The organism is Brevibacillus gelatini (assembly GCF_050920745.1).
Taxonomy (GTDB): domain Bacteria; phylum Bacillota; class Bacilli; order Brevibacillales; family Brevibacillaceae; genus Brevibacillus; species Brevibacillus gelatini.
Genome location: NZ_CP154342.1, coordinates 4,163,905 through 4,178,629, shown reverse-complemented (window position 1 = coordinate 4,178,629; position 14,725 = coordinate 4,163,905). Strand labels below are relative to the sequence as shown.

12 protein-coding genes are annotated in these 14,725 nt (G+C 52.1%); 11 read left to right on the top strand and 1 reads right to left on the bottom strand.

What is annotated here, in order from left to right; translation table 11 throughout:
• The first annotated feature begins 29 nt into the window (after positions 1-29).
• From AAFJ72_RS20130 to AAFJ72_RS20100, 7 genes are all read left to right on the top strand, one after another.
• The gene (locus AAFJ72_RS20130) at positions 30-1,172 is read left to right on the top strand and encodes an acyl-CoA dehydrogenase (protein ID WP_122902878.1); all 1,143 of its coding nucleotides are present in this window, start codon (positions 30-32) and stop codon (positions 1,170-1,172) included.
• Between the two features lie 206 nt (positions 1,173-1,378).
• Positions 1,379-2,011, top strand: coding sequence for a TetR/AcrR family transcriptional regulator (locus AAFJ72_RS20125; protein ID WP_122902877.1), 633 nt, complete (start codon positions 1,379-1,381; stop codon positions 2,009-2,011).
• 34 nt (positions 2,012-2,045) lie between these two features.
• Positions 2,046-5,297: a fused isobutyryl-CoA mutase/GTPase IcmF gene (gene icmF / locus AAFJ72_RS20120; protein WP_432775445.1), complete on the top strand. Its 3,252-nt coding sequence runs from the start codon at positions 2,046-2,048 to the stop codon at positions 5,295-5,297.
• 278 nt (positions 5,298-5,575) lie between these two features.
• Entirely contained in the window at positions 5,576-6,139 is a 564-nt protein-coding gene (gene ahpC, locus AAFJ72_RS20115; protein WP_432775444.1) for an alkyl hydroperoxide reductase subunit C, read from the top strand.
• A gap of 12 nt (positions 6,140-6,151) precedes the next feature.
• Positions 6,152-7,681 carry an alkyl hydroperoxide reductase subunit F gene (gene ahpF / locus AAFJ72_RS20110; protein WP_432775443.1) on the top strand — a complete coding sequence of 510 codons (1,530 nt, stop codon included), beginning with the start codon at positions 6,152-6,154 and terminating at the stop codon, positions 7,679-7,681.
• Between the two features lie 283 nt (positions 7,682-7,964).
• Positions 7,965-8,519, top strand: a complete 555-nt coding sequence (rpoE, locus tag AAFJ72_RS20105; protein ID WP_432775442.1) for a DNA-directed RNA polymerase subunit delta — start codon at positions 7,965-7,967, stop codon at positions 8,517-8,519.
• 205 nt (positions 8,520-8,724) lie between these two features.
• On the top strand, positions 8,725-10,326 hold the full coding sequence (locus tag AAFJ72_RS20100; protein ID WP_122902872.1) for a CTP synthase: 1,602 nt from the start codon (positions 8,725-8,727) through the stop codon (positions 10,324-10,326).
• A 66-nt stretch (positions 10,327-10,392) separates the two neighbouring features.
• Here the strand turns inward: AAFJ72_RS20100 and AAFJ72_RS20095 are convergent, their stop codons facing one another.
• Positions 10,393-11,187, bottom strand: a complete 795-nt coding sequence (locus tag AAFJ72_RS20095) for a lipid II flippase Amj family protein (protein WP_432775440.1) — start codon at positions 11,185-11,187, stop codon at positions 10,393-10,395.
• A gap of 169 nt (positions 11,188-11,356) precedes the next feature.
• Here AAFJ72_RS20095 and AAFJ72_RS20090 point away from each other — a divergent pair, with 169 nt between their 5' ends.
• The 4 genes from AAFJ72_RS20090 (at position 11,357) to AAFJ72_RS20075 (ending at position 14,712) form a co-directional block, all read left to right on the top strand.
• A complete protein-coding gene (locus tag AAFJ72_RS20090; RefSeq protein WP_122902870.1) occupies positions 11,357-11,731 on the top strand; it encodes a response regulator in 375 nt (124 codons plus the stop codon).
• Positions 11,732-11,835: 104 nt separating this feature from the next.
• Positions 11,836-12,690, top strand: coding sequence for a class II fructose-1,6-bisphosphate aldolase (fba, locus tag AAFJ72_RS20085; RefSeq protein ID WP_432775439.1), 855 nt, complete (start codon positions 11,836-11,838; stop codon positions 12,688-12,690).
• A gap of 14 nt (positions 12,691-12,704) precedes the next feature.
• Positions 12,705-13,349 (top strand): fructose-6-phosphate aldolase, encoded by a 645-nt coding sequence (gene fsa / locus AAFJ72_RS20080; RefSeq protein ID WP_122902868.1) that lies wholly within the window; start codon positions 12,705-12,707, stop codon positions 13,347-13,349.
• A 79-nt stretch (positions 13,350-13,428) separates the two neighbouring features.
• Complete coding sequence (locus AAFJ72_RS20075; protein WP_432775438.1) at positions 13,429-14,712, top strand: UDP-N-acetylglucosamine 1-carboxyvinyltransferase; 1,284 nt, start codon at positions 13,429-13,431, stop codon at positions 14,710-14,712.
• Positions 14,713-14,725: the final 13 nt, after the last annotated feature.

Here is a 14,725-nt window from a genome sequence, read left to right as displayed (position 1 = left end):
GGCGCAAAGCACATGGGGGAGTGAAAAATATGAATTTCCAGCTTACGGAAGAACACGACATGATGCGCAAAATGATCCGAGACTTCGCAGAAAACCAGGTAGCTCCGACAGCGGCCGAGCGTGATGAGGAAGAGCGCTTCGACCGATCCATTTTCGAGCAAATGGCCGAGCTTGGCCTGACGGGCATCCCATGGCCGGAAAAATACGGAGGCGCTGGCGCGGATTACTTGAGCTACGTGATTGCAGTAGAAGAGCTCTCCCGTGTGGACGCGTCAATCGGAGTAACCTTGTCCGCGCACGTTTCGCTTGCCAGCTGGCCGATTTACAAATTCGGCACGGAGGAGCAGAAGCAAAAGTTTCTGCGTCCGCTCGCAGAGGGCAAAAAAATCGGAGCCTACTGTCTGACTGAGCCAGGCTCCGGCTCCGACTCGGCGGGAATGCGCACAACAGCGGTGCGCGATGGCGATCACTACATTTTGAACGGCAGCAAAATTTTCATTACCAATGCGGGCGAAGCGGAAATCTACATCGTCTTTGCCGTCACCCAGCCAGAGCTGAAGCACAAAGGGATCACCGCTTTTATCGTGGAAAAAGGCATGGACGGCTTCACGATGGGGAAAAAAGAGAAGAAGCTCGGCATCCGTTCCTCGCCAACACTCGCTGTCAATTTCGAAGATGTGCGCGTGCCGGTAGAAAACAGGCTGGGTGAAGAAGGGCAAGGCTTCAAGATTGCGATGATGACCCTGGACGGCGGACGCAACGGAATCGCGGCCCAGGCACTCGGAATCGCGCAGGGCGCATTCGAACACGCGCTGAACTACGCGAAAGAGCGCAACCAGTTCGGCAAGCCGATTGCTTCGTTGCAGGCAATCCAGTTCAAGCTCGCTGACATGGCGACCAAGATTGAAGCGGCGCGCCTGCTCACCTATCAGGCGGCATGGCTGGAAGACCAGGGACTGCCTTACGGAAAAGCATCGGCCATGTCCAAAGTTTTCGCGGGCGATATTGCGATGGAGGTTACGACCGAAGCGGTGCAAGTGTTTGGTGGCTACGGCTACACACGCGAGTACCCCGTGGAACGCTTCATGCGCGATGCGAAAATCACGCAAATCTACGAGGGCACAAATGAAATCCAGCGTGTCGTCATCAGCAACTATTTGCTAAAAGAATAGCAAGACGCCGACCAGCAGCCACGATCAATCCAACCAGAAGAAAGCAAAAAGATTTTTTGATAGATTTGTGGAAAAGAAAGGTTTGGCTTTACGCTCTTCCTCGCGTATAATGGTGTGCGAAAAGATACACAAGAAGAGCGTTTGCTCCTTTCTTTTCCCGAAAGTGTCTGACTAAACGCTCAGTCGGTTGGAAAGGTGGATTGGCTGTGTCCGAAAAGAGAAAAACCATACCGTCCTTGGTAAAGGACCCGAAACTGATTGAAAAACGGCGGGAGCAAATTATTGAGGCTGCCGTTCATCTCTTCATTAATAAAGGCTTTCACAAGACGACGACAAGGGAGATTGCCAGAGCCTCGGGGTTCAGCATCGGAACCTTGTACGAATATATTGAATCCAAAGAGGACGTACTCTATCTCGTATGCGATGCGATCCATGCCGAGATGGAGACGCGCCTGCGCGAAGCGATCAATTTTAGCGGTACAGGTCTGAAAATTTTAAAGCTCGCGATCAGAAGCTTCATTCGTGTAATGGATCAGATGAGCGACCGCGTCCTGCTCATTTATCAGGAGTCGAAGTCGCTGCCGAAAGAAACGCTTCGCTACGTTCTCGGACGTGAAGAGGAAATTGCGCAAATTTTTGTGGAGATCCTGCGAAAAGGGATTGCCGACGGTTCGCTGCGCATTGATGAGAAGCATGTCAAGCTGATGGCTGACAATATCATGGTGTTGGGTGAAATGTGGGTGTTCCGCCGCTGGGCTCTGCATAAGCACTATACGTTGGAGGAGTACACCGAGAAGCAGATTACACTGCTACTGCGGGAAGTCAGTGTCTCCGGCTAACGTCCATTAATTGATTCTCGGGGAGAGTGGAACGATGGAAACCGAAGTGTATCGTCCGCAAAACAAGGTTCGCTTCGTGACCGCTGCCAGCTTGTACGACGGTCACGACGCCTCGATCAATATCATGCGTCGTATTTTGCAGTCTTCGGGAGTGGAAGTGATCCATCTCGGACACAACCGTTCTGTCGATGACATTGTGACCGCCGCCATTCAGGAGGATGTGCAAGGCATTGCCATCAGCTCCTACCAGGGCGGCCATGTGGAATTTTTCAAATACGTGATTGATCTTTTGCGCGAACGGGGAGCTGAGCATATCCGCGTCTTCGGAGGCGGTGGCGGTGTCATCGTTCCACGCGAGATCCGGGAGCTGGAGGAATACGGCGTTTGTAAAATTTACTCGCCGGATGACGGCAGACGCCTGGGCTTGCAAGGCATGATTAACGACATGATTCGGCACTGCGATTTTCCGACAGTCAAGCAGTTGGAAAACGAAGTGGCCGGCTTGCGCGAGCAAAACCACCAGGCGATTGCCCGCCTCATCTCTGTGGCGGAGTATGCTGTCGAACAGCCGGAGTGGCGGGAACCGCTCAAGGAATGCGTGCGGGAAGCGCAAAGCTCGATTCCGGTGCTGGGCATCACTGGCACGGGGGGAGCGGGGAAAAGCTCGCTGACGGATGAGCTTGTGCGCCGATTTTTGCGCTTTTATCCGGAAAAGACGGTCGCGATTTTGTCTGTCGATCCGTCCAAGCAAAAAACGGGCGGAGCGCTTTTGGGCGACCGCATCCGCATGAATGCCAACAACACCCCGCGCGTTTACATGCGCAGTCTGGCTACCAGAAAGTCCGGCATGGAACTGTCTGCCGCTTTGAAGGACGCGATCCAGGTTACTCGTGCGGCTCATTTTGATTTCATCATCGTAGAGACGAGCGGGATCGGTCAGGGCGATGCGCAAGTGACCGAAGTGTGTGACGTTTCCATGTACGTCATGACCAGCGAGTTCGGCGCGCCGTCCCAACTGGAAAAAATCGACATGCTTGATTTTGCCGACGTGATCGCGATCAACAAATTTGAGCGAAAAGGCTCGGAGGATGCGTTGCGCGAGGTGCGCAAGCAGTACCGCCGCAACCATCAGCTGTTTGATCTGCCTGACGAAAAAGTTCCTGTGTACGGAACGATTGCCAGCCAGTTCAACGATCCGGGGACAAATGTTCTGTTTGCCGCTCTGATGCATAAAATTGTAGAAAAGACAGGCGTGGATTGGTCTGTAGAGAATTTGGATACCACTCCGGTAAAAATTCATAAAACTTCGTTGATTCCGACGGAAAGAACCAACTACTTGCAAGAAATCGCCAACACAGTACGCCAATACCGTGCGTATACCGAAGAGCAGTCTGCCATCGCCCGCAAGCTGTATCAGCTGCACGGCGCCAAGGAGACGTTGCTCGCATCTCAGGAAGAGGCAGCGACAGAACTGGTTGCCGTGCTCGACAAGCAGATCAAGCTGTTTGAGGAGAAGTTGCATCCCGAGTGCCGCCGGATTCTCGACAACTGGCCGAAGCTCAAGGAAGCGTACCGGAAGGACCAGTTTGTCACGAAAATCCGCGACAAGGAAATCGTCACGAAGCTGTTCACCGAATCGCTGTCGGGTACACGCATTCCAAAAGTAGCGGTGCCGGATTTCGAAGACTGGGGCGAGATTTTGAAATGGTCGCTGAAGGAAAACGTGCCGGGCGAATTCCCGTACACAGCAGGCGTGTTCCCGTTCAAACGGGAGGGCGAAGATCCGAAGCGGCAATTTGCCGGCGAAGGCACGCCTGAGCGCACGAACCGACGCTTTCATTTCCTTTCGCAAAACGACGAGGCGAAGCGGCTCAGTACAGCTTTTGACTCTGTAACCTTGTACGGCGAAGACCCGGATTACCGCCCGGACATTTACGGAAAAATCGGGACGAGCGGAGTGAGCATCTGCACGCTGGACGACATGAAGAAGCTGTACGCAGGTTTCGACCTGTGCGCGCCAAGTACGTCTGTGTCCATGACGATCAACGGTCCGGCACCGATGATTTTGGCGATGTTCATGAATACCGCCATTGAGCAGCAGATCGAGAAGTTTGTCCAGCGGGAAGGCCGTCAGCCGACCGAAGAGGAAGCGAAAGAGATCAAGGCGTACACCTTGTCGACTGTTCGCGGAACCGTGCAGGCGGACATTTTGAAAGAAGACCAGGGGCAGAACACGTGCATTTTCTCGACGGAGTTTGCCCTGCGGATGATGGGCGACATCCAGCAGTATTTCATCGACAATAAAGTGCGCAACTACTACTCCGTGTCCATTTCGGGCTACCATATCGCAGAAGCGGGGGCAAACCCGATCACGCAGCTGGCGTTTACGCTGGCAAACGGCTTTACGTACGTGGAGTATTACTTGAGCAGAGGCATGCACATTGACGATTTTGCGCCGAATCTGTCGTTCTTCTTCTCCAATGGACTCGATCCGGAATATACGGTTATCGGCCGGGTGGCTCGCCGCATCTGGGCGACGGTGATAAAAAACCGCTACGGCGGCAACGAGCGCAGCCAGAAGCTGAAATACCACATCCAGACTTCCGGACGTTCCCTGCACGCACAGGAGATGGATTTCAACGACATTCGGACGACGCTGCAAGCGTTGATCGCGATTTACGACAACTGCAACTCTCTGCATACCAACGCCTACGACGAGGCGATTACGACGCCGACAGAGAACTCTGTGCGCCGGGCTATGGCGATCCAGATGATTATCAACAAGGAAATGGGACTCGCGAAAAACGAGAACCCGCTGCAAGGCTCGTTCATCATCGACGAGCTGACCGATCTGGTAGAGGAAGCCGTCATGCAGGAGTTTGAGCGAATCAGCTCGCGCGGCGGCGTGCTGGGAGCGATGGAGACGCAGTATCAGCGCGGCAAAATCCAGGATGAGTCGATGTACTATGAAATGAAAAAGCACACCGGCGAGCTGCCGATCATCGGTGTAAACACCTTTATCAACCCGAACGCGTCCGAGGAAGATTACGAAATCGAGCTGGCGCGGGCGACAGAGGAAGAAAAGGAACAGCAGATCAACAACCTGCGCGCCTTCCAGGAGCGCAATCGCCACCTGGCACCACAAGCCTTGCGACGTTTGCAGGAAGTGGCGATGGCAGGCGAAAACATTTTTGCCGAGCTGATGGAGACAGTGAAGGTCGCTTCGCTCGGACAGATCAGTGCCGCTTTGTACGAGGTAGGCGGTCAGTACAGACGAAATATGTAAACGAGAAATGGGGCCTCTCCGGTAGTCGCAGCTACTTTTATGGGAGGCCCCTTCCGTTGGCTTGAGGGACGGGACAGCATTTTGCCATGAATACCGGGGCGATGTAAGCGCGTATATTCTTCTGTCAAATATTCAAGACTATGGAAGGTGCAACTTCTTACATTAAAGTTATTATAAAAGAGGTTGACAAATGGAATGTTTTGAATGATAATTGTTATCAAGTTAGAATTATTACATTTAATAATTCTCGAAAACAATCATGTAGGAGGATGTTCACTATGTCCCTTATCGGAAAAGAAGTATTGCCTTTCAAAGCACAAGCTTACAAAGACGGTCAATTTGTAGAAGTGACAGAAGCTGACTTTAAAGGCAAATGGAGCATCGTTTGCTTCTATCCGGCAGACTTCACATTCGTTTGCCCGACTGAGCTGGAAGATCTCCAAAACCATTACGAAACCTTTAAATCCATGGGAGCTGAAGTGTACTCCGTTTCTACAGATACTCACTTCACTCACAAAGCATGGCACGATTCTTCCGAGACTATCGGCAAAATCACTTACACCATGATTGGCGACCCAACTCACACCATCTCCCGCAACTTCGATGTACTGATTGAAGAAGAGGGACTGGCTGACCGCGGTACGTTCATCATCGACCCGGATGGTGTGATCCAGGCAGTTGAAATCAATGCAGGCGGCATCGGTCGCGATGCAAGCGTGATTGTTAACAAACTGAAAGCCGCTCAATACGTGCGCAACAACCCGGGTGAAGTTTGCCCTGCGAAATGGCAGGAAGGTGCTGCTACCCTGAAGCCAAGCCTTGATCTTGTCGGCAAGATCTAAGGAGTGGGATCAATGATACTGGACGCAGATATAAAAGCACAACTAGAGCAATATCTTCAGCTGATGGAAGGCGAAGTGCTGCTGAAATACAGTGCAGGCTCCGATAGCGTTTCCCGTGACATGCTGCTTCTCCTGGAAGAACTGGCAAACATGTCGCAGAAAATCAAGCTTGAAGAAGCCTCCATGCAGCGTACACCAAGCTTTAGTGTCAATCGTATCGGTGAAGATACCGGAGTAACTTTTGCAGGCGTACCATTGGGACATGAATTCACTTCCTTGGTGCTGGCTTTGCTGCAGGTGAGCGGTAGACCTCCAAAGGTCGACCAGCAAATCATCGATCAAGTGAAAAGTCTGAAAGGCGAATATCACTTTGAAACATATGTCAGTCTGAGCTGCCACAATTGTCCTGATGTCGTTCAAGCGCTGAACGCGATGAGTGTTCTCAATCCTGGTATTACACATACTATGATTGACGGTGCTGCGTTCAAAGAAGAAGTCGAAAGCAAAAACGTCATGGCTGTGCCAACCGTTTTCCTGAACGGGGAATCGTTCGGCAGCGGTCGGATGTCGCTCGAAGAGATTCTCGCCAAGCTGGGATCGGCTCCGGACGCATCCGAATTTGCGAACAAAGAGCCATACGATGTGCTTGTCATCGGCGGGGGCCCATCTGGAGCAAGTGCTGCCATCTACGCGGCGCGCAAAGGCATTCGCACCGGTATTGTAGCTGAACGCTTCGGCGGTCAGATCATGGACACTCTGGGTATTGAAAACTTTATCAGTGTAAAATACACCGAAGGTCCGAAGCTCGCAGCAAGTCTGGAAGAGCATGTCAAAGAGTACAATGTCGATGTGATGAATTTGCAGCGTGCCAAGCGTCTGGAGAAGAAGGACTTGATCGAAATCGAACTGGAAAACGGTGCTGTTCTCAAGAGCAAGGCCGTTATCCTTTCAACAGGTGCCCGTTGGCGCAATGTAGGCGTTCCTGGCGAGGCCGAATTCAAAAACAAAGGCGTGGCGTACTGCCCTCACTGTGACGGTCCGCTGTTCGCCGGCAAACGCGTTGCCGTCATTGGCGGCGGCAACTCCGGCGTGGAAGCAGCCATCGATCTCGCGGGCATTGTCAACCACGTCACGGTTCTTGAATTTGCTGCAGAGCTGAAAGCCGACTCCGTTTTGCAAGATCGTCTGCGCAGCTTGCCAAACGTAACGGTTATCACGAATGCACAAACGACGGAAATCACCGGTACCGACAAGGTAAACGGAATTTCCTACAAGGACCGGGAGACCGGAGAGGTTCATCACATTGAACTGGAAGGCGTGTTTGTCCAGATCGGTCTTGTGCCCAATACGGATTGGCTGGGAGATACAGTCGAACGTAACAAAATGGGCGAGATCATCGTCGATAAACACGGTGCCACTTCCGTCCCTGGCGTATTTGCTGCCGGCGACTGCACGAATAGTCCGTACAAGCAGATCATTATCTCGATGGGATCAGGTGCAACAGCAGCCCTGGGTGCATTTGATTATCTAATCCGAAACTAATGAACAAAAAAAGAGCCGCTTTGCTATCCATATGGTAGCGAGGCGGCTTTCTTTTTAAGCGGTCAGGCAATCGTCTGCAATTAATGGACTTTCTCTTGTTTGAAAGCCTTGCATTTTCGTCTAAAATAAGGAATACTGTATGTTAGCCTTCGTATGTTGTACGATGTATAATGGAGGCCATCGACATTATTTATGAGTTGCCTAAGCAAAGCCTGCGTCCCCCAGCAAAGGGCGAGGTCGGTATTGAAGCCAATAGTTTTCTAATGGAAAGGACGTGCCCTGGGTGAGTCAATTGTTTGCTCATATTGATCCCGAGAAACTGAGCGAGATGGCGTTGGTTGATATTGCGTATGAAATTTTGCGTGAAACCAATCGCACATACAACTTCCGCGAGCTGATGGATGAACTGGCTATCGTTCGTAACATGACAAACGAACAACTCATGGCTATCATCGCGCAAGTATACACTGAGATTAATATTGACGGCCGTTTTGTGTGCCTTGGAGACAACGTGTGGGGACTGAAACGTTGGTATCCGACTGACACCGTTGAAGAAACTCAGGAAGGCGGCGGAACCAAGAAGAAGAAAGTTATCCTGGACGACGACTTCGACGATTACGATACCGAAGACGAAGGTGTGGAAGACTACGAGGATGACGACGTGGTCATTTTCGAAGACGAAGAAGAATTCGTTGATGACGCAGATATTGATGATGATGAGATTGATGCTGAAATTGACGAAGAAGAACTCGAAGACGAGGACGACGACCTGTTCGACGAGGAGCTCGAAGAAGAGGAAGTTGACGAAGAACTGGAAGATGACGAGGATGAAGTATAAGTCCTTGACTTCCGCCTGACGGACAGATAAAATACTCCTTGGGCTTCACATGAAGAAGGATTAAATAAGGGAAACTATAAAACAAAAGTGCCCCTACCCCATTGCCAAAAGGGATAGGACTCGCTTTTGTTTTTCTTTTTTTGGGAGCCGTCTTCATACGTTTTTTACTACTACCAAAGGGTTAGGGAAAGAGGGGACGTTTACGATGACGAAGTATATTTTTGTGACAGGCGGGGTCGTATCCTCGTTGGGAAAAGGAATTACAGCGGCTTCTCTGGGCCGACTCCTGAAAAATAGGGGCTTGAAAGTAACCATCCAGAAATGCGATCCATACATCAACGTAGACCCAGGAACGATGAGCCCGTATCAGCACGGGGAAGTGTTCGTCACGGACGATGGAGCGGAAACAGACCTGGACTTGGGGCACTACGAGCGTTTCATCGACATCAACCTGAGCGCCAACTCTAACGTAACGACCGGGAAAATCTACTCGACCGTCATCGCCAAAGAACGTCGCGGAGATTATTTGGGAGGAACCGTTCAGGTGATCCCGCACATCACGAACGAGATTAAAGACCGGATTTTCCGCGCTGGCCGTGAAACCGGGGCAGATGTGGTTATCACCGAAATCGGCGGAACAGTAGGGGACATCGAAAGCTTGCCGTTCCTCGAAGCGATCCGTCAAATCAAGAGCGATATTGGCCGCGAAAACGTCATGTACATTCACGTTACGCTGGTTCCTTACATCAAGGCAGCAGGCGAGATGAAAACAAAGCCGACCCAGCACAGTGTGAAGGAACTGCGCAGCCTGGGCATTCAGCCAACAGTGATCGTGACTCGTACCGAACAGCCAATGACCCAGGAAATGAAGGACAAGCTGGCGCTGTTCTGTGACATCGACAAAAACGCAGTGGTAGAGTGCGTAGATGCGGAAACTCTCTACGATGTGCCGCTGCAGCTGCAAGCACAAGGCCTTGACGAATACGTTTGCCGCCACCTCGGCCTGACTTGTCAGGAAGCGGACATGACCGAGTGGAAGTCGCTGGTAAATAAAATCAAGAACCTGTCCAAAACAACCACAATCGCGATTGTCGGGAAATACGTGGAGCTGCATGACGCGTATTTGTCCGTAGCAGAAGCGCTGTACCATGGCGGTTTTGCGAATGATTCCAAAGTGGAAATCAAATGGGTGCACGCAGAAGAAGTGACGCCGGAAAACGTAGGCGAACTGCTGGGCGATGTAAACGGCATTCTGGTTCCAGGCGGCTTCGGCGATCGCGGTATCGAAGGCAAAATTATCGCTACGCGCTATGCTCGTGAAAACAAAGTGCCGTTTTTGGGCATCTGCCTTGGAATGCAAATTGCGGTTATCGAGTTTGCCCGCCACGTGGCAGGATTGGACGGCGCGAACAGCTCCGAGATCGACCCGAATACCGCTTATCCGGTCATCGACCTTTTGCCGGAACAAAAAGAAATCGAGGACAAAGGCGGAACCATGCGCCTTGGCATCGGTCCTTCCAAAGTGGAACCTGGCACGCTGACCGAAGCTGCATACGGCAGCACACTCGTTTACGAGCGTCATCGTCATCGTTATGAATTCAACAACGAATATCGCGAGCAATTGGCGCAACTGGGCCTGCGCTTTGCGGGTACGACCCCGGACGGACGTCTGGTGGAAATCGTGGAAGTGCCAGACCACCCTTGGTTTGTGGCTACCCAGTTCCATCCGGAGTTCACTTCCCGTCCGAACCGTCCGCAGCCATTGTTCCGTGAGTTCGTCAAAGCTTCCCTGAACCTGAAAAAATAAGCGACACAGCAAGACGCACCGGCGACTGAAACCGTCGGTGCGTCTTGTTTCGTTTCCTGCTTTTTTTCAGTGAAAAAGCGGAGACAGCCAGGCTACCCAGTAGGCTGCCGGGACGAGCAGGAACTGGGCGAGAAGCGTCCCGCAAAAACGGGAAATCATCAGCCACAAATACATGTCCCGAATCGATTCCTGCGTCGCTTTTCCCTGCATGGCTTTCTCGGTCAACAGGGCCACCTGCGGGTCTACGAGAATCGTCATGAAAATCGTGGCGAAGCCGTTAATCATGCCGGAGGACATCAGCACGGTTGCCTTGTATTCAGGGACCAGCAGTGTCGCGTAGAGCACGGAGAGTACGCTGCTCGTGTAAATGGCTGTTCCCAGGCAATTGAGCAGCAGGAGGCGCTTCGGGATGCCTTTGATGCGAAAGCGGGAGATGGCTTGCCAGCTTGGGATTCGCAAGTGGTGGCGAACGCGGCGGATGCTGTCAACGGTGACGGCTGTGCGCAGCATCTGCGGAATCGAGCCGGCCAGTTCGAGATGCGAGATGACTCGACTGGAAATTTGGACAAACGAGGGAAACAGCAGGATGGCCGCCAGCGTGCCGACAGAGGAAGCTGCGATAATCACATGCAGCTGCCAGCTGGGGTCTGTGTGCAGGATGGCGGCTTGATCCATCAGTCCCCCGGTGAACGGCCCCTGAATCAGGTTGGAGGTGCGGGAGAGCAGCAGCGTGACGCCGACGAGCGACAGGGCGACGGCGATTCTCCCGGTCTTGACTCCCGCGAAGCGAATCGCATAGGAAAGTGTCTCTGTCGTATGGATAATAAACGTCAACAGGCAGATCAACCAGAGCGCATCCATATGTTTGTTAGCTCCTTGCATGGTTCAAAAATAGTATCCCTATTATAATCGAAATGGACATAACGAGAAATTTTCAACAGTAAATACGTAAAATGTGCAGGAGTTTCCTGATTTTAGGCGAAAACTATTTCATTAGGTTAAGGAAACGATTCGTCAAGGGGGACTAACCGTGTTCGACAAACAAGATAAAAAGGTGCTGGTTGTCGATGACCAGTATGGCATTCGCATTTTGTTGTATGAAGTGCTGGGAAAGGAAGGCTACAAAACCTTTCAGGCAGCAAACGGGAAAATGGCCCTGGAGATTGTAGAAAAAGAATCGCCTGATCTGGTCATTCTCGACATGAAGATTCCAGGCATGGACGGCATTGAGATTTTGAAGCACATTAAAAAGATCAATCAGGACATCAAGGTCATCATGATGACTGCTTACGGAGAACTGGACATGATTAAGGAAGCGACCCAACTGGGAGCGTTGACCCATTTTACCAAGCCGTTTGACATCGACGAACTGCGAATGGCCGTACAGCAGCAACTCGCCTGCTAGTCTTTTGGCAACGTATAGGTGGGGATAAGCGTACCTGTTAACAAACGCCTGTCTGTGATATAATAAGCCTCGTGATTTGAAGCTAGCAGAGGAGGATTTACCAGATGCCATTGGTACCTATGACCGCTTTTACCGAAGACGTCAAATTGCATAAATACGCCGTCGGACAATTTAACCTGAACAATCTGGAGTTTACGCAAGCGATTACGGAAGCTGCGATGGAAGAAAAATCGCCTGTGATTTTTGGTGTTTCCGAGGGAGCACTCAAATACATGGGACTGGATTACACGGTAGCCATTGCAAAAGTGGCGGCTGAGCGCGCAGGAGTACCGGTTGCCCTGCACCTCGATCATGGCAGCAACTTTGATATTGTCATGAAGTGCATTCGCGCAGGATTTTCTTCTGTCATGTTCGATGGTTCCCATCATTCGTTTGAAGATAACCTTCGCTTGACCAAACAGGTTGTTGAGGCTGCTCACGCTGTTGGCGTTTCTGTAGAAGGTGAGCTCGGTACCATCGGCGGGGTAGAGGACGACCTGTCTGTTGACGAGGAAGATGCTACGCTGGCAAACCCTGAGGAAGCGATCCGCTTCTGGGAAGAAACAAAAGTAGACTACCTGGCGATTGCAGTGGGAACAGCTCACGGCATGTACAAAGGCGTGCCAAAAATCCGCTACGACATCATCGAGAAAGTAGCAAGCAACATTGGAGCGCCAATCGTTCTGCACGGTGGTTCCGGTGTACCGGACGAAGCGATTGTAGAATCGATCCGCCTGGGTGTCGGAAAAATTAACGTAAATACCGAAAGCCAAGTCGCATGCACCGAAACGGTTCGCAAAGTGCTGGCTGCGAAGCCGAACGAAATCGACCCGCGCAAATATCTGGGCCCTGCTCGCGACGCGATCAAGGAAGTTGTCAAAGGAAAAATGCGTCTGTTCGGCAGCAGCAACCGCGCGTAACTAGGAGGCTAATCATGCGTTTTTTGATTGATACAGCTAACGTTGAAGAAATTCGCGAGATTCACGAGTGGGGAGTCCTGGCCGGAGTAACCACGAATCCTTCCCTGGTTGCCAAGGAAGGACGCGACTTCATCGAGACATTGAAGGAAATCATCGACATCGTTGACGGTCCGATCAGCGCCGAAGTCATCAGCACGGATGCAAAAGGCATGATCGAAGAGGGCGAAAAGCTCGCTTCCCTCTCGAAAAACATCGTCATCAAGCTGCCGATGACTGCCGAAGGTTTGAAGGCGACCAAGTATTTTGCCAAGCGCAAAATCAGAACAAATGTCACGCTGGTGTTTTCCGCAAACCAGGCGCTGCTCGCGGCGCGTGCCGGAGCCAGCTTCGTGTCCCCGTTCCTGGGACGCCTTGACGATATTGGACACGACGGCATGCAGTTGATCGAAGACATTGCAGAGATTTTCTCTGTGCATGGCATCGAGACCGAAATCATCGCAGCATCTGTTCGTCACCCTGTGCATGTGACAGAAGCTGCTCGCCGTGGTGCACACTTCGCGACCATTCCGGCAAAAGTGTTCAAGCAGCTGATTGCCCATCCGCTGACAGACAGCGGCCTGGAGAAATTCCTCGCTGACTGGGCAAGCATGCAAAAATAAGGACAAGTACCGAGAGTTCAAGCACCTTTTCCATTGGGGAAGGTGCTTCTTTCCCGATTACACCTGAGGAGAGCGATGCATGGATAAGCTGATTATCAATGGTGGAAAACCGCTCGCGGGGACGGTAACCATCAGCGGAGCCAAAAACAGCGCAGTCGCACTGATTCCAGCCGCGTTGCTGGCAGATGGACCTGTAGTGATTGACAATCTGCCCCGTATTCAGGATGTAGAAATTTATCACGGGCTTCTGAAGGAAATGGGAGCTGACGTACTGTTCGAAGATGACTGGATGGAAATCGACGGGCGCTCGATGAAGCTGATGCTCATGCCAAACGGCAAGATTAAAAAGCTGCGTGCCTCTTACTATTTGTGGGGGGCCTTGCTCGCCAAGTTCGGCGAGGCACAGGTCGGACTGCCTGGCGGCTGCGATCTTGGCCCAAGACCAGTCGATTTGCATATCAAAGGCTTTGAGGCGATGGGGGCCGAGGTCGAGAACAAAAACGGGGTAATGACCATCCGCGCCAAGCAAGGTCGTCTAAAGGGCGCGAGAATTTACCTCGACCTCGTCAGCGTCGGAGCTACGATTAACATCATGCTCGCTGCCTCCAGGGCAGACGGCGTGACCATCATTGAAAACGCTGCCCGTGAGCCGGAGATCGTCGATGTGGCGACACTGCTCAACAATATGGGAGCAAACATCAAAGGCGCAGGAACGGATGTCATTCGCATCCAGGGCGTGGAGCGTCTGCGCGGCTGTCGCCATACCATTATTCCTGACCGGATTGAGGCCGGGACGTACATGATTGCGGCAGCGGCGACAAACGGCAATGTACTGGTTGAAAACGTGATCCCCAAGCACCTGGAGTCGCTGACTGCCAAACTGCGCGAGATTGGCGCGGAAGTGGTGGAGATGGATGACTGCATTCAGGTGATCGGGCGGGATTCCTATCGCCCGATTGATGTGAAAACGAGTCCGTATCCTGGTTTTCCTACTGATTTGCAGCAGCCGATCACGACGCTGCTTACTCTTGCCAAAGGATCGAGCATCGTGACGGACAACATTTACAGCTCGCGTTTTCGCCATGTAGATGAATTGCGGCGCATGGGAGCGACGCTCAAGGTAGAGGGACGCTCCGCTGTCATTGAAGGCGGAAGCAAGCTGAACGGAGCCAAGGTGGTAGCTTCCGATCTGCGGGCCGGCGCAGCGCTTTTTATCGCAGGGCTGGCGACAAACGGCACGACAGAACTGGAAGGTCTGGAACACATTGACCGCGGCTATGAGAATTTGGTGGGCAAGCTGCAAATGCTGGGTGCCGACGTGACGCGGGTAGGCTTGCAGCATACGGAAAGCCCACAGCGTTAACCAATCATCAGGA